This window comes from Pseudonocardia sp. UM4_GMWB1 (assembly GCF_017312155.1).
GTDB classification, from domain to species: domain Bacteria; phylum Actinomycetota; class Actinomycetes; order Mycobacteriales; family Pseudonocardiaceae; genus Pseudonocardia; species Pseudonocardia alni.
This window is the reverse complement of record NZ_QJPN01000001.1, coordinates 3960824-3978256: the sequence shown is the minus strand read 5'-3', so window position 1 is coordinate 3978256 and position 17433 is coordinate 3960824. Positions and strand designations below refer to the sequence as shown.

Here is a 17433-nt window from a genome sequence, read left to right as displayed (position 1 = left end):
CGGTTCCCCATCGGACACCGGGGCGGACCCGTGTCCGGCGCTGCTCGGCGCGCCGTGCCTGTGACCTGCGGAGACGATGGCGTCTGCCGTGTCAAGTGTTGCATCGGCAGGTGATCCCGTTCACGATCAGTTGATCCTGGCATCGTAGCGAGGGGCTGATGCATGATCCCGGTGATCGAATTCGTTCTGGGTGTCGCCGTGCTGGTCTACAGCGCGGAGAAGCTCATCGGCTATCTGGTCGGGGTGGCGAGCCGGTGGGCGATCTCGCTGTTCCTGATCGCCGTCGTCTTCACCGGGATCGAGTTCGACGATCTCGCGTTCGGCGTCGTGCTCAACATGGAGGACCTCAGCGACGTCGCGCTCGGCGCCGTCATCGGCACCACGATCGCGCTGACCGGCGTCGTGCTGGCGCTCGCCGCGATCATCGCGCCGACCCGCGTCGAGGTCCCGCGCGACTACCTCGCGCTCTACGTCGCCGCTCCGGTGGTGATGTTCCTGCTCGCGCTCGGCGGGCTGCTCACCGCCGGCACCGGCGTCGTGCTGATCCTGTTGTTCGTCGCCTTCGTCGGCTGGATCGCCTACCGCGAGTACTCGGCCCGGCGGCCCGTCTGGCGCAACGCTGAGGTCTACGAGCAGCTGGAGAAGGCCGGTGTCGGCGCGGGCGGGACCGCGACGGCGTCGGCCGGGTCGGGTGGGCCTGGTGGTCCGCCCCGGGCCGACGCGGCCACCGGACCGCCCGGCTTCCGGCTGCCCGAGGACCTGCGCGTCGACGACGGCTTCCTCGCCGCGCGCGCACAGCCGCCCGGCCGGACGATCCTGTTCGCCGTGATCGCGCTGATCGGGCTCGTCGTCGGCGCGCTGATCGCCGGGCAGGGCACCGAGGGCATCCTCGAGACCTGGGCGATCAGCGGCACGGTCTTCGGGGTCACGATCGCGACCCTGGCCCTGTCGCTGGAGGACCTCCTGATCACCGTCGAGCCCGCCCGCCGCGGCGCGCCGGAGATCGCCGTCGCCAACGTCCTGGGCAGCGTCGTGTTCTCGGTGACCGGCAAGCTCGGGGTGATCCTGCTGGTCGGCGGGGCGATCGTGGTCGACCCGACGGCCCTGGTCTGGCACCTGCCCGTGCTGCTCGCGCTCACCGTGCTCTCCGCGGTGTTCCTCGGAACCGGGCGGATCCGCCGCTGGCACGGCGTGGTGCTGCTCGCGCTCTACATCGCCTACTTCGTCATCAGCCTCACCGTCTTCGGCGGCGTCCCCGTCGACGACTGAGCACCCGTAGGGAGGGACGATGCTCACCAAGAACCGGATGTCCGCGGCGCTCGTGGTCGTGGCCGCCGTGATCGGCCTGGTCCTCGTGTTCGGCACGGGCGAGGGCGCCCGCGACGACGATGACGACGACGCGGGCGGCCCGCCGGCGGTCACGCGGACGGACGACGACGACCGGCAGCCCCCGGCCGTCCCGGCGCAGCAGGACCCGGCGCCGGGGCAGCAGCAGCCCGACGACGATGACGACGACTGAGGAGGCGCTACAGGTGGTGCAGCACGACGTCGTCGATGCGGCCGTCGTGCAGGGTCAGCGTCATCCAGGTGTGGGTCGGCATCCGGCGCCGGTCGGTCGGTGACCCGGGGTTGAGCAGGCGCAACCCGTCGGCCGTGGAGTCCCACGGGATGTGGGAGTGCCCGAACACCAGCAGGTCGGTCTCGGGGTGCCCGGCGAGCGCCCGGCGTTCGCGGCCCTGCTTCGGGCCCGTCTCGTGGGTGACGGCGACCCGGACCCCGTCGAGGGTCGCCCGCGCCGTCTCGGGCAGCCGGGCGCGCAGCGCGTCGCCGTCGTTGTTGCCCCAGCAGGCGAGCAGCCGGGCCGCGCGGCCCTCGACCCGGTCGAGCAGCTCCACCGAGCACCAGTCACCGGCGTGCACGACGACGTCGGCGGCGTCGACGGCCTCCCACACCGGCCCGGGGAGCCCACCTGCGTGGGCCGCCCCGCGGCTCGGGTGGTGGGTGTCGGAGATCAGCAGGAGCGCGGTCAGCGCACGCCCACCAGGTCGCAGACGAAGATCAGGGTCTCGTTCGGGGCGATGACGCCGCCCGCACCCTGGGCCCCGTAGCCCAGGTGCGGCGGGATCACGAGCCGGCGGCGGCCGCCGACCTTCATCCCGGCGACGCCGTTGTCCCAGCCGGAGATGACCTGGCCGGCGCCGAGGCCGAACTGCAGCGGCTGGCCGCGGTCGTAGGAGTTGTCGAACTCGCGGCCGGTGGACTGCGAGACGCCGACGTAGTGCACGGCGACGGTGTCCCCGGGCTTGGCCTCGGGGCCGTCGCCGACGGCCAGGTCCTGGGTCATGAGCTCGGTGGGCAGCGGGCCGTCGACGATCTCGACAGCGGGCTTCTGCGGTGCGGTCACGGGAGACCCTCCTGGGAGACGTGCTCCTCCGGCCGGACGGGGAGGAGGCTGTGGTGCGCCACGACCTTGCCAGAGGGTTCCACCGTCCGCGCCCGGGGCCCGCCCCGCCGTGCGAGGCTGCCCCCATGAGCGACTCCTCCCCGTCGTCCGCCGGGCTCGCCGAGGTGTGGACCGCCTGGCTGCGCGCGCTCGACGAGGCCGGGTTCCCGGCCACCGCCAACGTCCGCCCGCCGGCCTCGGCGGAGGAGGTCCGGGCCGCGGAGGCCGTGTTCGGAGCGCCGTTCCCCGCCGACCTGGCCGCGCTCTACCTGCTCGCCGACGGTCAGCTGAACGACCACCCACGGGCCCCCGGACCCCGGCCCGAGGTAGCGACGAGCATCTTCCCCGCGACCTACCGCTTCGTCCCGCTCGACGAGGCCGTCGTGCAGTACCGCGGGTGGCTCGACGTCATCGAGGAGGGGGACGACGACCACATCACGGTGCGGGAGGGTGACCCGGTGCGGGCCCGCTACTGGGATCCGGGCTGGTGGCCGCTGGCGGTCGACGGCGGCGGCAACGCCCTGGTCGTCGACACGGTGCCGGAGCCGGGCGGCGTGCGCGGGCAGGTCGTCGTCGCCGGGCCGGACGAGGACGAGCGCCGCCGTGTCGCGACGGGGGTGGCCGACTACCTGCACCGGTTGCTCGCGGAGCCGGCACCCGTCTGCGAGGACACCGGCGACGACGCCCCGGACCACCGGTTCTGGGACGTCCGGCACCTGCGCTGACGCGGCCGGTCCGGATCGGCCGTCCACGGTGGTGGACGCTCCGTGGTCAGCGGTGGGGCCGGGGGACGAGCTCGACGTCCACCGGTTCCGGTCCGTTCGCCCGGGCGACCGCGTCGGTCACGAGGTCGTGCTGCGGTGACAGGTGGCAGACCGGGTCGGTGGCCGCGGCGTCGCCGGTGAGCTGGAACGCCTGGCAGCGGCAGCCGCCGAGGTCCACCTCCCGCCGGTCGCAGGTGCGGCACGGATCCTGCATCCAGTCCTCGCCGCGGTAGGCGGTGAACAGCGGTGCGGACGACCAGATCTCGGCCAGGCCGGCATCGCGCACCGAGGCCCGCGGCAGGGGCAGGGTCTGCGCGGCCGGACAGGGCAGCGCGTCGCCGTCCGGGGCGACGGTCAGCTGCCGCTGCGCCCATCCGCCCATGCACGGCTTGGGGTACGCCGAGTAGTAGTCGGGCAGGACGTGCACGACCTCCATCCGGCCCGCGAGCCGGGCGCGGGCCGCGGTGACGACCTCCTCGGCCCGGTCGAGCTGGTCGCGCGTCGGCAGCAGCGCCGAACGGTTGCGCCACGCCCAGCCGTAGTACTGGGTGTTGGCCAGCTCCACCCGGTCCGCGCCGAGCCGCTCGACCAGGTCGACGATCTCGGCGATCCGGTCGATGTTCTGCCGGTGCAGCACGACGTTCACGGTCAGCGGCCAGCCCAGCTCGCGCACCAGCCGGCAGGCCTCGAGCTTCCGGTCGAAGGAGCGGATCCCGGCGATGCGGTCGGAGGTGGCGGGCTCGTCGGCCTGCACGCTGACCTGCACGTGGTCCAGGCCCGCCTCGCGCAGCTCGATCGCGCGCGGCCGGGACAGACCCATGGCGCTGGTGACCAGGTTCGTGTACATGCCCAGCTCGGACGCGGTGCGGACCAGCTCGGGCAGGTCACGTCGCAGCAGCGGCTCGCCGCCGGACAGATGGCACTGCAGCACACCCATCGCGGCGGCCTCGGTGAAGACGCGCTGCCACTCGGTGGTCGTCATCTCGTCGTCGTAGCGGGCGAGCTCGATGGGGTTCGAGCAGTACGCGCACGCCAGCGGGCAGCGGTAGGTCAGCTCGGCGAGCAGCCCGAACGGGCGGGGGGCGGCGGCGGTCATCCGAGGGCCACCAGGTTGCGCGCCGCGAGCCGGCCGAGGTAATCGCGGACCTGATCGCCCACGGTCAGCGCGTCGGTCTCGTCGAAGTCCTCGACCAGCGCGGCGACGAGGTCGTCGACGGTGCGCTGCCCGTCGCACAGCCGCAGCACGGCGTGCCCCGTCCGGTTCAGCACGACGACGGTCTCCGGCCCGAGCAGCACCCAGCCGCCGGTCGGGCGGTCCGGCCGCATCCGCACGTGCCGGCCCAGCCGGGGCCGGGACTCCCCGGTGACCACGGGCAGCCGGCCCGTGCCGTCGCCGCGCCGCTGCGGGGGGACCTTCGCGGCGCCGGTCGCGCTGTCACGCGTAGGCATGATCGATCGCATCCATGACCGCCCACAGGACGTCGCACTTGAACGACAGGGCGGCCTCCGCGGCGTCCTGCTCCTGCGGGGTGTGGCAGTGCGCCAGCACGACCTCGAGCGCGTGCTCGGAGTCGCGGGGCGCCTGGAACAGCCGGTCGCGGAAGTACTGCAGCCCGGCCGGGTCGATCCAGGTGTAGTACTTCTCGAACGCGGCCAGCCGCTCGGCCATCAGGTCGGGCGCGAACAGCTCGGTCAGCGACGAGGCGACCGCCTCGACCCACGGCTTCGTCCGGGCGAAGGTGATGTAGGCGTCGACGGCGAAGCGCACGCCGGGCTGCACGTGGCGGTGGTCGGTGATCTCCGACCGGGTCAGCCCGCAGGCCTCACCCAGCTGCAGCCAGGCCTCGATGCCGCCGCTCTCGGGCCCGTCCTCGGCCGTCCCGTCGTGGTCGGTGATCCGCCTGATCCAGCGCCGCCGGACCGCGACGTCCGGGCAGTTCGACAGGATCGCGGCGTCCTTGACCGGGATCGCCTCCTGGTAGGCGAACCGGTTCGCCACCCAACCGCGGATCTGGTCGGGGGTCAGGGTCCCGTCGTTCATGCGGACATGGAACGGGTGGGCGCTGTGATAGCTCGCGGCGTGCGCCCGCAGCCGCTCGACGAGTGCGTCGGATGCGGTCACTCAGACCTCCAGTTCCAGACCGTCGTACCCCACGAGCGCGCCGGCCTTCTCCACCTCGGCGCGTTCGTCGGAGTCGTCCAGCAGCATCGGGTTGGTGTTGTTGATGTGCACGTACACCGTGCGGCCCACGCGCAGCCCGCCGAGCCGTTCCAGGCTCCCACCGGGACCGCCGACGTGCAGGTGCCCCATGTCGTGCGCGGTCTTCGCGGCCAGCCCGAGCCGGACCATCTCGTCGTCGAACCACGTGGTGCCGTCGACGAGCAGCAGGTCGGCCCCGTCGATCTCGGCGAGCACCGCGGGGGTCAGCTCCTGCACGCCCGGAAGATGGACGGCGAACCGCCCGGTCGCGGGGTCGGTGAACCGGTACCCCACGACGCGACCGGTGCCGTCGGTGCCGGTGCCCGATCCGGCCGGCGGTGGCGCGAACCGGTCGTGCTTGGCGGTGGGGGCGTCGAACGCCCGGTAGACGAGCCCGCCGAGGTCGTGCTCCGCTCCCGGGACCACCTCGGTCCAGGTCACCGGGCAGAAACGCTCCAGGGTGGTGAGCAGGCCCGTCCCGGTGCGCAGGGTCCGCTCCGTCGCGGCGGTGGCGTGCACGTGCACACCGCGGCCCTCGCGCAGCAGGACCAGGCCGAGGGTGTGGTCGATCTCGGCGTCGGTCAGCAGGACACCGTGCAGCGGCGTGGTCCGGTCGCCGGTCGGGTGCAGGGCGGGGGAGTCGGCGAGCTGGGTGCGGACGTCGGGGGAGGCGTTGACCAGCCACCAGCGCTCCCCGTCGGGGCTGACGGCGATCGAGGACTGGGTGCGCGGGGCCGTCGGCCGTGTGCCGTCGCGGACCGCGCGGCAGCCCGGACAACCGCAGTTCCACTGCGGGAACCCGCCACCCGCGGCGGCGCCCAGCACCCGGATCCTCATCGCACCCCTCCCGTGTCGACGGCCGGGGGCCCGCGGTTCGCGCGCCCCCGGCCGTCGGGTCGCCTCACGCCTCGGTACGGGCGATGTACATCGTCACCTCGGGCGCGCAGCCGATCTCCTCGAACTCCGGCGCCTCCCAGTCGGTGGTCGGCTCCATGGCGATCACCTCCCTTCACGTCATCGTGGGGTGCGGTTCCGGTTCGGGAGGGCAGGTGACCCCACCCCCGGGATCTCATTTCCCCGGGCCGCTGGGTGATCACTTTCACACCGACCGGGGAGGAGTGTCAACCCCGGCATTCCGCTCGCTGCGAACCGATCGCAATGATAGCGGCGAGAGGGACATCCAGCAGCTCAGAGGTACCCGCAAACGGCGTTCACCATACGACGGATGATCAATGAAAGAATGTCGTCGGGCCGGGCCGGAATGGCAGCGAAATGAATCTTGCTCGGCAGTGCCGACGCATTTCCCCCACGGAACGGAGGGGTGACGGCGATCCGGCTCCGGACCCCGGCGGAGCCTCTGACGTGCGGTGCGCCGATCCCCGACGCCGGCCGGACGATGTCGGAGCGGGGCGCAGTCCGACGACCGGCCGGTGAATTCCCCGGTGCGTGCTGTGGTCGCCCGTCGCCGAAACAGGTGTTTCACCCAATGATGTGCGCCCGGCGGCGGGATGGTGCGCGGGCCCCGCCCGCGGCGTGCCGGCGCCCCGTCCGCCCGTCCGTCCGTCGGTCACGCCGCCGGTGGCGCACGTCGTACCGTTCGTTCCGGTGCCGTCAGCGTGTCGTACGACGGATCCCGCCGCGCGGCGCCCGTTCGACCGTGCCCGGACCGGGCGCCGTGCACCGGGTCGCCGCGGCGGCCTCATGTGGCCGGAGTCACACCGGATCGGAGTGGTCCGCGCTCCGGGTCCGCGCGACGAGGGCGTCGCGGAGGAACCCGACCTGCAGGAGCAGCAGGTTCTCGGCGACGACCTCCTGCGGCGTCATGTGGGTGACACCGGACAGTGGCAGCACCTGGTGCGCCCGGCCCGCCGCGAGCAGCGCCGAGGACAGCCGCAGGGTGTGCGCGGCGACGACGTTGTCGTCGGCGAGACCGTGCACGACCATCAGCGGGCGGTGCGGCCGGTCCGCGGTCGGCGGGGTCGCGGCGTCGTCGATGATCGACGAGCGGCGGTACGGCTCGCCGCCCGGCGCCCCGAGGTAGCGCTCGGTGTAGTGGGTGTCGTAGAGCGTCCAGTCGGTGACCGGCGCGCCGGCGATGCCCGCGTGGAAGACGTCGGGCCGGCGCAGCACCGCCAGCGCGGACAGGTACCCGCCGAACGACCAGCCGCGGATCCCGACCCGCCCCAGGTCCAGGTCGGGGTAGGCCTCCGCGGCCGCGTGCAGGGCCGCGATCTGGTCCTCCAGCACCGGTCCCGCCAGGTCGCCGTGGATCGCGCGGTCGAACTCCGGGCCGCGGCCGGGGGAGCCACGTCCGTCGGTGACCAGCACGGCGAAACCCTGCTCGGCGAACCAGCGGCTGGTCAGGTGCGCGTTGCGGGCCTGCAGCACCCGCTGGGAGTGCGGGCCGCCGTAGGGGTCGAGCAGCACCGGCAGCCGGGTGCCGGGCACGTGGCCGGACGGCAGGAACACCGCGGTGCGCAGCTCCCGCTCACCGAGGGAGTGCAGCACCGGGGCCGGGTCGAACCCGGGGTCGACGGCGTGCCCGGCGACCGGGTGCTCGGCCCCGGCGGCGGTGGCGAGCACGGCGTGCGGCGCCGTCGCGAGGTCCTGGGACACGCGCACGGTGGTGCCCCCCGCCGCGGCGACGGCGTGCACCCCGGTCGTCGGCGTCACCGCGACCGGCTCGGACCCCGGGGTCACCGACCAGACGGCCACCGAGGTCGGCTCCGTCGAGGCGCGGAACAGGACGGTCTCGCCGTCGATGCCGACGACCCCGCGCACCTGCAGCTCCGGGCCGGTCAGGTAGGCGTCGCCGACGACGAGCCGGCGCGCCCCGCCGGAGTCCTCGGCCCGCACCAGCGCCCCGGACGCGGTGCGCGCCGGGACGCCGGGCACGTTCTCCACCCAGACCGGGTCGGTCTGGGAGTGCAGCGTGGTGGTCCGCCCGGTCGCGGGGTCGACGGCCAGGGTGCGGACCTCGCGCTGGTCGCGCGGCTGGACCGACAGCAGCGGGCCGTGTGCGTCCCAGCCCGCGGTGGCGAGGTACTCGTAGGTCTCGTCGTCCCAGGTCACGGGGGTGCGGCTGCCGTCGAGCGCGACGAGGACCAGCCCCACCCGGGCGTTCGGGGTGCCGGCGGCGGGGTAGCGGACCGTGGTCGGGACGCGGTCGGGGTGCGCGGGGTCGGCGATGTGCCAGCGCGCGACCGGCGACTCGTCGACCCGGGCGACGAGCAGCGCGCCGCCGTCGGGGGACCACCAGAACCCGCGGTGGCGGTCCATCTCCTCGGCCGCGGCGAAGTCGGGCAGGCCCCAGGAGACGTCGTCGCCGTCGGGGGTGAGCACGGCCGTCGTCGTGCCGGTCGTGAGGTCGTGCAGGTGCAGCGCGCCCTCGGCGACGAAGGCCACCCGGGCGCCGTTCGGGTCGATCCGCGGGTCCACCACGGCCTCGATGTCGCCGACGTCGAGCGGCCGCACGTCCGGCTCCCCGGTCAGCGCGACGGTGAACGGCCGCCCGGACAGTGCGAACACGGCTCGGGTGACCGCGGCGTCGGTGGTGTAGCCGACGACGCCGCCCGCCTGCTCCCGGACCCGCTCGCGCCGGGCCCGCTCCGCGGCCGGCAGGTCCTCCTCGCCCGGCAGCCCGGGCACCGACGCCGGGTCCACGAGCAGCCGTTCGGCGCCGGTCACCGCGTCGATCGACCACAGGCAGGTGACCGGGTCGGTGCCGGACCGGCTGCGCAGGAACACCGCCCGGGACCCGTCCGGGGCGACGGTGAACCCACGGGGGACCCCGAGGGTGAAGCGACGGGTGCGCGCGTGCAGGCGGGGGAACGAGTCGGCCACGCGGCCGACGTTATCCCGGCGGCGTCACCGGACGCGTGTGGACCGGGTGCCGGACGCGCGTCCGCCCGCCTCCTCGCAGCCGCGGGCCGCGAGCCGGTCGGCGCGTTCGTTCTCCGGGTGCCCGGCGTGCCCCTTCACCCAGAACCAGGTGACGTCGTGGCGGCGGACGGCGGCGTCGAGCTCGCGCCACAGGTCGTCGTTCTTGACCGGCTCCCCGGCGGCGGTCCGCCAGCCGCGGGCCTGCCAGCGCGGCAGCCACTGGGTGATGCCGTTGCGCACGTAGGTGCTGTCGGTGTGCAGGTGGACGACGCTGCGCCGGGTCAGTGCGTCCAGCGCGCGGATCGGGGCGGTCAGCTCCATCCGGTTGTTCGTCGTGCGCTCCGGCTCGCCGCCGTGCAGCTCGCGCTCGTGGCTGCCGTACCGCAGCACCGCGCCCCACCCGCCCGGTCCCGGGTTCGGGACACAGGCACCGTCGGTGAAGATCTCGACGACAACGGACGGGTCGGCGGTGCTCACGGCCGGTGACGCTAGCGGTCGGCTCAGTAGAGCCGGTACGCCGCCCGGGCCGCGGTGAATCCGGCGCCGGTGCGGGCGTCGCGGCACTCGACGCCGGTCCGGGAGCTCACGCAGGTGACGTCGCCCTCGGTGAGGTGGGTGCCGTAGTCGAGCACCGCCGCACCGGAGCCGACGGGCGCGCCGCCGCACTCGGTGCGAGCACCCGTCGGTCCGCCGGTGACCAGCGCCGCGTCCGGGCAGTCACCCGCCGACCAGGTGCGGGCGGTGACGTCGCAGCGGACGGCGCCGTCCCCGGCGCCGCCGGTGATCCGGCAGGAGATGTTGCCGGTCGGGGAGGTGAACGACGCGGGCGACCCGAACGCGGCCGGGTCGGCCGCGGTGGTGCCCGCGACCAGGTCCGCCGGCGCCGCGACCGGTGCGGTACCGGTGCCGGACCCCTGCGGCGCACCGGGGTCACCGGTGCGCTCGGATCCCACGTAGGCGGCGACGACCACCGCCGCGGCCAGCGCGAGCGTCGCGGCCACGGCGATCGCCGCGGCCCGGTGCGGGACGGCGCCGCGTAGCCCGCCGTCGGGGAGCCGGGCCGCGGACAGCCGGTCGCGCAGGGCGTCCCAGCGGCCGGCGGGGGTCCCGGACGCGGCGTGCCCGGGCGGGTAGACGACCGGCACGGGCGCGGCGGCGCGCCCACCACCCTGGACCGGTGCCGCCCAGGGCGCGGTGGGGAAGGGGGCGCGTCCGGGCGCCGGCACCGCGGTCCACGGCGCGTGCGGACCGGCAGCCGAACGGGCCGGGGACGGTGCGGCTCCGCGGGTCCGGTCGCTCCCTGCCCCGCCGGGGCCGGTCCGCTGTGCGGGGACCCCGCCCACCGACCGCTCCTCGGCGGGCACGGCGGGCCAGGGCATCGGCGGGGTCCGCGGGCCCGGCCGGTTCCGTACGTCCACCGGTCCGGTCAGCTCGGTGGGCTCCGGTGCGGGCTCCGGCGGCGTCCCGGCGGGGTCGGCGGGCCCGTCCCCGACGCGCGGGGCGGGGACCGGGCCGGGCGCAGGTGCGGCGGTGCCGGGGGCCGGGTCGCCGTCGGTGGGGGCGGCGCCGGTCAGCAGCGTCGTCGGATGCCCGTTGCGGCGGCCCTCCGGGCGCGCGGGGGTGCGGTCGTCGGCGTGGGGAGCGCTCATCGGTCCGGGACGCTAAGTGGGTCGACCGCCCCCGAACAGCGGCCGTTCGGAGCAGTAACGGCGGCCGGTCGCCTCGTCACGGTGACCGTCCGTGCACGACGACCGTCCGTCGCGCCCCTCCCGGCGGTCCTGCCGGACGCCGCCCGTCTCGTACCGGTCACCGCACGCCATCGTTGCGGTGTGGAATCATGAGTAATGCCAACGACGGCCGGGGCGGCGATGACCGAGGCACGGCCCACGACAGCCACGAGCGGACCGGCGGCGGTGCTGGAGTCGCTGCCGCTGTCGGGGTGGCACCGGCGACTCGTCGTCCTGGTGGGGATCGGGTCGTTCTCCGACCTGTACGAGGTGTTCCTCGGCGGCGTGCTCGCCCCGCTCCTGGCCCGCGAGTGGGCGCTCGGCCCGGTCGGCAAGGCGGCGGTGGTGTCGTCGGGCCCGGGCGTACACCGTCACCTACCACGGTTTCGGCACGCCCGCGCTGCTGGTCCTGGTGGCCACGGCTTCGACATCAGCGAGTCGCTCGGCTACGCCGCGCTCAGCTTCGCGGGGTACCCGCTCGGCTCGCTCGCGTCGGACCCGCTGGTCGATCGGTTCGAGCGGAAGTGGCTGATCATCGGCACGGCGCTGGCGATCGGCGTGCTCGGCATCGTGTTCGCGGCCGGCCACGGCCGAGCCGGTCGCGGTGTTCGGCGGCGCAGCGGAACTCATCGTGCCGCTGTGCCTCGATGTCGGCCTGCTCGGCCCGCGCTCCACCGGACTCGCGCTGGAGGAGCCGGGTCGAGGGGGCATCCTGACCGCGTGAGCCAGGCCCTCTACGAGATCACCGTCAACGCGCTGCTCGACCGCGACCGCCCGATCACCCGGCCCGACTGGGACGCCGCCGTCGCCCGGGTCGGCGGGCACCGCGTGCCGCAGCTGCTCGCCGAGCTCACCGACGCCGGGCTGGTCGGGGCGGACCTGCTGCCCGGCGCCGTCGCCGAGGCGTGGGCGTCCGCCGACCGGCCGCTGGACCGGCTCCCGGCGGCGCGCTGGCGGGAGCTGTTCGGCGACGCCGGGCTGGCCCCGCCGGCCGTCACGGATGGGTCGTCGTCCCCCTGAGGACCTTGTCGACGGCGTTGCGCGGCCCGTGCAGCGCCACCCCGACCAGATCGAGCTCCTCGGCCCGGGCCGCGGCGACCACCGCACGGTTGTCGTGGTCGTTGCCGGTGGAGAACATCGCCGCGGTGAACACCGCCACCGGCAGCCCGCGGCCGACCGCCCGGGCCCGGCAGGCCGCGAGCGTCGTCGCGTCCCCGGCGCGGACGAGTACCGGCAGGCCGAGCGTCGGCAGGTAGGCGGTGCCGTCGGCGTCGGCGTAGGGCTCGCCGATCAGCTCGGGGACGCCGGCCGCGACCCCGGCGGCGAGGAACGCGGTCACGTTCGCGACCTGCCAGCCGAGCAGGTCGTCACGCAGCACGACGGCGATCTTGGTGGCGGGGCGTGCGGGGGAGGAGGGGAGCAGGGCGGAGAGGGTCACGTCGTCGATCCTCGACGGGCGGGCGCCCGCACTCTTGTACGTTCCTCACATGAACGGTGCCGGGCCGTGGGCGCCGGGCGAGGCCGTCACCGCCTGGCGGCCGCAGCGCGTGCCGGGCATCGCCGAGGTGCTGCACGCCCGCTTCGTCCGGCACCGGTACCCGCTGCACGCGCACTCCACGTGGACCGTCCTGATCGTCGACGACGGCGCCGTCCGCTACGACCTGGACCGGCGCCCGCACGGGACCGAGGAGGCCCCGGTGACGCTGCTGCCGCCCGGGGTCGCGCACGACGGACGCGCGGCGGGCGGCTCCGGCTTCCGTAAGCGGGTCCTCTACCTCGACCCCGCCGCGCTCGACCCCGGGGCGGCCGGGACGGGCGGGCTGGTCGGCCCCGCGGTCGACCGGCCGGGCGTGGCCGACCCGGTCCTGCGCCGCAGGCTCGACGAGCTGCACCGCGCGCTGCTCGTGCCGGGGGAGGAGCTGCACGCCGAGAGCAGGCTCGCGCTCGTCGCCGAACGTCTCGCCCGGCACCTGGACACGGCCGCCGGACCCGGCCGGGCACCGGCGGACGACCTGGCCGGCCGGCTGCGGGACCTGCTCGACACCCGGCTGGTCGACGGAGTGACCCTCGCCGAGGCCGGGCGGTTGCTGCACGCCCACCCCGGCCACCTGGTCCGCACCTTCTCGCGGCGCTTCGGGCTGCCGCCGCACCGCTACCTCGACGCCCGCCGCGTCGAACGGGCGCGGTCGCTGCTGCTGGAGGGGACCCCGCCGGCGGCGACGGCCGCGGCGGTGGGGTTCCACGACCAGGCACACCTGCACCGCCGGTTCGTCCGGCTGGTCGGGGTCACGCCGGGCCGCTACGCCCGCAGCGGCCCGGCGGTGCGCTGAGGGTCACCAGCCCCGCGAGCGCCACTCCGGGATGCTCGGCCGCTCGGCTCCGAGCGTCGAGTCGTCCCCGTGACCCGGGTAGAACCAGGTGTCGTCGTCGAGCCGGTCGAACACCCGCTCCTCGAGGTCGCCGATGAGCTGCGCGTTGTCCTCCGCCGACCAGGTCTTCCCCGGCCCGCCCGGGAACAGGCTGTCCCCGGTGAACAAGTGCGGCCGGTCCTCCCCGCGGTAGAGCAGCGCCAGCGAGCCCGGCGTGTGCCCGCGCAGGTGGATGACCTCCAGCTCGATCTCGCCGAAGGTGATCGTGTCGCCGTGCTCGACGAACTCGTCCATCGGGGCCGGCAGCTCCGGGGCGTCCTGCGGGTGGGCGATCAGCCGCGGCTCGAACATGCCCGCGATCGCGCCGAGTGCCTGCCAGTGGTCGGCGTGGCGGTGGGTGGTGACCAGGTGGCGCAGGTCCGGACGCTCGTCGGCGGCGCCGATGAGGTCGGCGATGCGGGTCGGCTCGGCCGCCGCGTCGATCAGCAGCGCCTCGTTGCTCCGCTTGCAGACGAGCAGGTAGGCGTTGTTGTCCATCTCGCCGACCGAGACCTTGCTGATGCTCAACCGCTCCAGGTCGCGGCGGATGGCCGCGCCGCCGGGGTCGGTGTGACCGGTGTAGTTCTCCAGGACGTCCACGAGCGGGAGGGTAGCGGCCCGCACCGACATCCCGCGGTGGGGAGAACCCGCCGGTCGCACCCACGGGGCCGCTGACGGATCGAACGGACGTGCGAGTACCGTGCACTGCGGACCGACCGGCGCGTCCCGGTGTGCATCCACCGCGCCGGACCGCCTGCGAGGCCGGCTCGACGGGCTCGCTGTCGGTGGGTCGACCTAGCATCGGCGGCGGACGTGGGGACGAACCTCACCGGCCACAGGTGCCCGGTCGCGGAATGTCCCCAGCCCTGCGGGCGCTACGACCGGGTATCACCCGGACGGCACCGCCACCCCAGGAGGCGCGAAACGTGAGCGACCACAGCACCGACCGCCGCGACGCCGGCACCGCCCTGTCCCCGGGCGCGTCGCCGGTCCCGGACGGGCCGAAGCTGGTCGTGCGTGGCGCGCGCGAACACAACCTGCAGGGCATCGACATCGACCTGCCCCGCGACAGCATGATCGTCTTCACCGGGCTGTCCGGGTCCGGCAAGTCCAGCCTCGCGTTCGACACGATCTTCGCCGAGGGCCAGCGGCGCTACGTCGAGTCCCTCTCGGCGTACGCGCGCCAGTTCCTCGGGCAGATGGACAAGCCCGACGTCGACTTCATCGAGGGACTGTCCCCGGCGGTCTCGATCGACCAGAAGTCGACCAACCGCAACCCGCGGTCGACGGTCGGCACGATCACCGAGATCCACGACTACCTGCGGCTGCTCTACGCCCGTGCCGGCATCCCGCACTGCCCGACCTGCGGCGAGCGGATCGAGAAGCAGACCCCGCAGCAGATCGTCGACCAGGTCCTGGAGATGGAGCAGGGCAGCCGCTTCCAGGTGCTCGCGCCGGTCGTGCGCACCCGCAAGGGCGAGTTCGTCGACCTGTTCGGGAACCTGCAGGCCCAGGGCTACTCCCGCGTCCTCGTCGACGGCACGGTCCACCCGCTCTCGGACCCCCCGAAGCTGAAGAAGCAGGAGAAGCACGACATCTCCGTCGTGGTCGACCGGCTCTCGGTGAAGGCGACCGCCAAGCAGCGCCTCACCGACTCGGTGGAGACCGCGCTGCGGCTGGCCGACGGCCTGGTCGTGCTGGACTTCGTGGACCTGCCCGACGACGACCCGCAGCGCGAGCGCCGCTTCTCCGAGAAGATGGCCTGCCCGAACGGGCACACCCTCGCCGTCGACGACCTCGAGCCCCGCACGTTCTCCTTCAACTCGCCCTACGGCGCCTGCCCGGCCTGCTCCGGCATCGGCATCAAGAAGGAGGTCGACCCCGAGCTGGTCGTCCCCGACCCGGACCTGTCCCTCGGCGACGGCGCGATCGCGCCCTGGTCGTCCGGGCACAACGCGGAGTACTTCGGCCGGCTGCTGTCCGGTCTGGCCGCCGCGGTCGGGTTCCGGATGGACACCCCCTGGCGCACGCTGCCCGCCGCCGCCCGGAAGGCGGTGCTGCACGGCAGCGACGACCAGGTCCACGTGCGCTACCGCAACCGCTACGGCCGCGAGCGCTCGTACTACGCGAACTTCGAGGGCGTCATGCCGTTCCTCGAGCGCCGCCTGGAGCAGACCGAGTCCGAGTCGCAGCGGGAGCGCTACGAGGGCTACATGCGCGACATCCCCTGCCCCGCCTGCAACGGCGCCCGGCTGCGCCCGGAGGTGCTGTCGGTGACCCTGCCGCACCGCGACCTGGGGGAGCGGTCGATCGCGCAGGTGTCGAACATGTCGGTCGCCGAGTGCTCGCAGTTCCTGAACGGCATGGTCCTCGACGACCGGCAGGCCATGATCGCCGGCGCGGTGCTCAAGGAGGTGCAGGCCCGGCTGGGCTTCCTGCTCGACGTCGGGCTGGACTACCTGTCGCTGGACCGCGCCGCGGGCACGCTGTCCGGCGGCGAGGCGCAGCGCATCCGGCTGGCCACCCAGATCGGCTCCGGCCTGGTCGGGGTCCTCTACGTGCTCGACGAGCCGTCGATCGGCCTGCACCAGCGCGACAACCGGCGCCTGATCGACACGCTGACCCGGCTCAAGGAGCTGGGCAACACCCTGATCGTCGTCGAGCACGACGAGGACACCATCCGCGCCTCGGACTGGGCGGTGGACATCGGCCCCGGCGCCGGTGAGCACGGCGGCCGCGTCGTGCACTCCGGCACCATCGCCGACCTGGAGTCGCACGACACCTCGCTGACCGGTGCCTACCTGTCCGGGCGCAAGTCGATCCCGCTGCCCGAGCGCCGCGCGCTCGACCACGACCGCAGGCTGACCATCGTCGGCGCCCGCGAGCACAACCTGCGCGGCATCGACGTCGACGTGCCGCTCGGCGGCCTGGTGTCGATCACCGGGGTGTCCGGGTCCGGCAAGTCGACGCTGATCAACGACATCCTCGCCACGGTGCTGGCGAACCGGCTCAACGGCGCCCGCCAGGTGCCCGGCCGGCACACCCGGATCAACGGCATCGACGAACTCGACAAGCTCGTCCGGGTCGACCAGTCGCCGATCGGGCGGACCCCGCGGTCCAACCCGGCGACCTACACCGGCGTGTGGGACAAGGTCCGCAAGCTGTTCGCCGCGACCACCGAGGCGAAGGTCCGCGGCTACGCCGAGGGCCGCTTCTCCTTCAACGTCAAGGGCGGCCGCTGCGAGGCGTGCACCGGCGACGGCACGATCAAGATCGAGATGAACTTCCTGCCGGACGTCTACGTGCCGTGCGAGGTCTGCAAGGGAGCCCGCTACAACCGGGAGACCCTCGAGGTCCACTACAAGGGCAAGACCGTCGCCGACGTCCTCGACATGCCGATCGAGGAGGCTGCCGAGTTCTTCGAGCCGATCACCTCGATCGCCCGCTACCTGCGGACGCTGGTCGACGTCGGCCTCGGCTACGTCCGGCTCGGGCAGCCCGCGCCGACGCTGTCCGGCGGTGAGGCCCAGCGCGTCAAGCTCGCCAGTGAGCTGCAGAAGCGCAGCAACGGCCGCACCGTCTACATCCTCGACGAGCCGACCACCGGTCTGCACTTCGAGGACATCCGCAAGCTCCTCGCCGTCATCCAGGGGCTGGCGGACAAGGGCAACACCGTGATCGTGATCGAGCACAACCTCGACGTCATCAAGACCTCGGACTGGGTCATCGACATGGGCCCGGAGGGCGGCTCGGGCGGCGGGACCGTGGTGGCCCAGGGGACCCCGGAGCAGATCGCGGCACACCCCGACAGCCACACCGGCCGGTTCCTGCGCGACCTGGTCACCCCGGACGACACCCCGGTCACGCCGGTCCGGCGGCGGAGCTCGTCGTCGAACGGCAACGGCACCGCGGGCGCGGGGCGGCCGACGACCGCACGGCGCAGCCGGGCCAAGGCCGCCAGCGCGGGCTGAGCCCGGCCCCGGTCCGGGTCCGTGCAGGTCCCGGCCCG

At 74.3% G+C, this 17433-nt stretch carries 18 protein-coding genes; 6 read left to right on the top strand and 12 right to left on the bottom strand.

The window, feature by feature from the left end:
* Positions 1-162 precede the first annotated feature (162 nt).
* Positions 163-1269 carry a sodium:calcium antiporter gene (locus DMP15_RS18455; protein ID WP_073576971.1) on the top strand — a complete coding sequence of 369 codons (1107 nt, stop codon included), beginning with the start codon at positions 163-165 and terminating at the stop codon, positions 1267-1269.
* Positions 1270-1288: 19 nt separating this feature from the next.
* Positions 1289-1519 carry a hypothetical protein gene (locus DMP15_RS18450; protein WP_337826220.1) on the top strand — a complete coding sequence of 77 codons (231 nt, stop codon included), beginning with the start codon at positions 1289-1291 and terminating at the stop codon, positions 1517-1519.
* 7 nt (positions 1520-1526) lie between these two features.
* On the opposite strand, the gene DMP15_RS18445 is transcribed toward DMP15_RS18450, so the two are convergent.
* Together DMP15_RS18445 and DMP15_RS18440 are read right to left on the bottom strand one after the other, a co-directional pair.
* A complete protein-coding gene (locus DMP15_RS18445; protein WP_337826707.1) occupies positions 1527-2030 on the bottom strand; it encodes a metallophosphoesterase family protein in 504 nt (167 codons plus the stop codon).
* Positions 2027-2344 (bottom strand): FKBP-type peptidyl-prolyl cis-trans isomerase, encoded by a 318-nt coding sequence (locus DMP15_RS18440; protein ID WP_073577123.1) that lies wholly within the window; start codon positions 2342-2344, stop codon positions 2027-2029. The genes DMP15_RS18445 and DMP15_RS18440 overlap by 4 nt, the downstream gene beginning before the upstream one ends.
* A 185-nt stretch (positions 2345-2529) precedes the next feature.
* On the opposite strand from DMP15_RS18440, the gene DMP15_RS18435 reads away from it, so the two are divergent.
* Positions 2530-3168 (top strand): SMI1/KNR4 family protein, encoded by a 639-nt coding sequence (locus DMP15_RS18435; RefSeq protein WP_337826219.1) that lies wholly within the window; start codon positions 2530-2532, stop codon positions 3166-3168.
* A 46-nt stretch (positions 3169-3214) separates the two neighbouring features.
* Here DMP15_RS18435 and pqqE read toward each other — a convergent pair whose 3' ends face one another.
* From pqqE to DMP15_RS18395, 8 genes are all read right to left on the bottom strand, one after another.
* Positions 3215-4303, bottom strand: a complete 1089-nt coding sequence (gene pqqE, locus DMP15_RS18430; protein ID WP_073576968.1) for a pyrroloquinoline quinone biosynthesis protein PqqE — start codon at positions 4301-4303, stop codon at positions 3215-3217.
* Positions 4300-4656: a pyrroloquinoline quinone biosynthesis peptide chaperone PqqD gene (gene pqqD, locus DMP15_RS18425; protein ID WP_073576967.1), complete on the bottom strand. Its 357-nt coding sequence runs from the start codon at positions 4654-4656 to the stop codon at positions 4300-4302. The genes pqqE and pqqD overlap by 4 nt, the downstream gene beginning before the upstream one ends.
* Entirely contained in the window at positions 4643-5329 is a 687-nt protein-coding gene (pqqC, locus tag DMP15_RS18420) for a pyrroloquinoline-quinone synthase PqqC (RefSeq protein ID WP_073576966.1), read from the bottom strand. The genes pqqD and pqqC overlap by 14 nt, the downstream gene beginning before the upstream one ends.
* The gene (gene pqqB, locus DMP15_RS18415; RefSeq protein ID WP_073576965.1) at positions 5330-6244 is read right to left on the bottom strand and encodes a pyrroloquinoline quinone biosynthesis protein PqqB; all 915 of its coding nucleotides are present in this window, start codon (positions 6242-6244) and stop codon (positions 5330-5332) included.
* A 64-nt stretch (positions 6245-6308) separates the two neighbouring features.
* Complete coding sequence (gene pqqA, locus DMP15_RS18410) at positions 6309-6401, bottom strand: pyrroloquinoline quinone precursor peptide PqqA (RefSeq protein ID WP_073577122.1); 93 nt, start codon at positions 6399-6401, stop codon at positions 6309-6311.
* Positions 6402-7120: 719 nt separating this feature from the next.
* Positions 7121-9250, bottom strand: a complete 2130-nt coding sequence (locus tag DMP15_RS18405; protein ID WP_100880389.1) for a prolyl oligopeptidase family serine peptidase — start codon at positions 9248-9250, stop codon at positions 7121-7123.
* 24 nt (positions 9251-9274) lie between these two features.
* A complete protein-coding gene (gene rnhA, locus DMP15_RS18400; protein ID WP_073576963.1) occupies positions 9275-9766 on the bottom strand; it encodes a ribonuclease HI in 492 nt (163 codons plus the stop codon).
* 23 nt (positions 9767-9789) lie between these two features.
* Positions 9790-10938, bottom strand: a complete 1149-nt coding sequence (locus tag DMP15_RS18395) for a hypothetical protein (protein ID WP_337826218.1) — start codon at positions 10936-10938, stop codon at positions 9790-9792.
* Between the two features lie 219 nt (positions 10939-11157).
* On the opposite strand from DMP15_RS18395, the gene DMP15_RS18390 reads away from it, so the two are divergent.
* Positions 11158-12036, top strand: coding sequence for a hypothetical protein (locus DMP15_RS18390; protein ID WP_337826217.1), 879 nt, complete (start codon positions 11158-11160; stop codon positions 12034-12036).
* Here DMP15_RS18390 and DMP15_RS18385 read toward each other — a convergent pair.
* The gene (locus DMP15_RS18385) at positions 12011-12454 is read right to left on the bottom strand and encodes a DUF2000 domain-containing protein (protein WP_304580171.1); all 444 of its coding nucleotides are present in this window, start codon (positions 12452-12454) and stop codon (positions 12011-12013) included. The genes DMP15_RS18390 and DMP15_RS18385 overlap by 26 nt on opposite strands.
* A 49-nt stretch (positions 12455-12503) precedes the next feature.
* On the opposite strand from DMP15_RS18385, the gene DMP15_RS18380 reads away from it, so the two are divergent.
* A complete protein-coding gene (locus tag DMP15_RS18380; protein ID WP_337826216.1) occupies positions 12504-13346 on the top strand; it encodes an AraC family transcriptional regulator in 843 nt (280 codons plus the stop codon).
* Between the two features lie 3 nt (positions 13347-13349).
* Here the strand turns inward: DMP15_RS18380 and DMP15_RS18375 are convergent, their stop codons facing one another.
* On the bottom strand, positions 13350-14024 hold the full coding sequence (locus DMP15_RS18375) for an MBL fold metallo-hydrolase (protein ID WP_100880988.1): 675 nt from the start codon (positions 14022-14024) through the stop codon (positions 13350-13352).
* 368 nt (positions 14025-14392) lie between these two features.
* Here DMP15_RS18375 and uvrA point away from each other — a divergent pair, with 368 nt between their 5' ends.
* Positions 14393-17395, top strand: coding sequence for an excinuclease ABC subunit UvrA (uvrA, locus tag DMP15_RS18370; protein ID WP_179762789.1), 3003 nt, complete (start codon positions 14393-14395; stop codon positions 17393-17395).
* Positions 17396-17433 lie beyond the last annotated feature (38 nt).

Bases quoted from the DNA above. Each gene is read 5' to 3' on its own strand.
- DMP15_RS18455 (WP_073576971.1), top strand. From the start codon at position 163: ATGATCCCGGTGATCGAATTCGTTCTGGGTGTCGCCGTGCTGGTCTAC.
- DMP15_RS18450 (WP_337826220.1), top strand. From the start codon at position 1,289: ATGCTCACCAAGAACCGGATGTCCGCGGCGCTCGTGGTCGTGGCCGCC.
- DMP15_RS18440 (WP_073577123.1), bottom strand. From the start codon at position 2,344: ATGACCCAGGACCTGGCCGTCGGCGACGGCCCCGAGGCCAAGCCCGGG.
- DMP15_RS18435 (WP_337826219.1), top strand. From the start codon at position 2,530: ATGAGCGACTCCTCCCCGTCGTCCGCCGGGCTCGCCGAGGTGTGGACC.
- pqqE (WP_073576968.1), bottom strand. From the start codon at position 4,303: ATGACCGCCGCCGCCCCCCGCCCGTTCGGGCTGCTCGCCGAGCTGACC.
- pqqD (WP_073576967.1), bottom strand. From the start codon at position 4,656: ATGCCTACGCGTGACAGCGCGACCGGCGCCGCGAAGGTCCCCCCGCAG.
- pqqB (WP_073576965.1), bottom strand. From the start codon at position 6,244: ATGAGGATCCGGGTGCTGGGCGCCGCCGCGGGTGGCGGGTTCCCGCAG.
- pqqA (WP_073577122.1), bottom strand. From the start codon at position 6,401: ATGGAGCCGACCACCGACTGGGAGGCGCCGGAGTTCGAGGAGATCGGC.
- DMP15_RS18395 (WP_337826218.1), bottom strand. From the start codon at position 10,938: ATGAGCGCTCCCCACGCCGACGACCGCACCCCCGCGCGCCCGGAGGGC.
- DMP15_RS18390 (WP_337826217.1), top strand. From the start codon at position 11,158: ATGACCGAGGCACGGCCCACGACAGCCACGAGCGGACCGGCGGCGGTG.
- DMP15_RS18380 (WP_337826216.1), top strand. From the start codon at position 12,504: ATGAACGGTGCCGGGCCGTGGGCGCCGGGCGAGGCCGTCACCGCCTGG.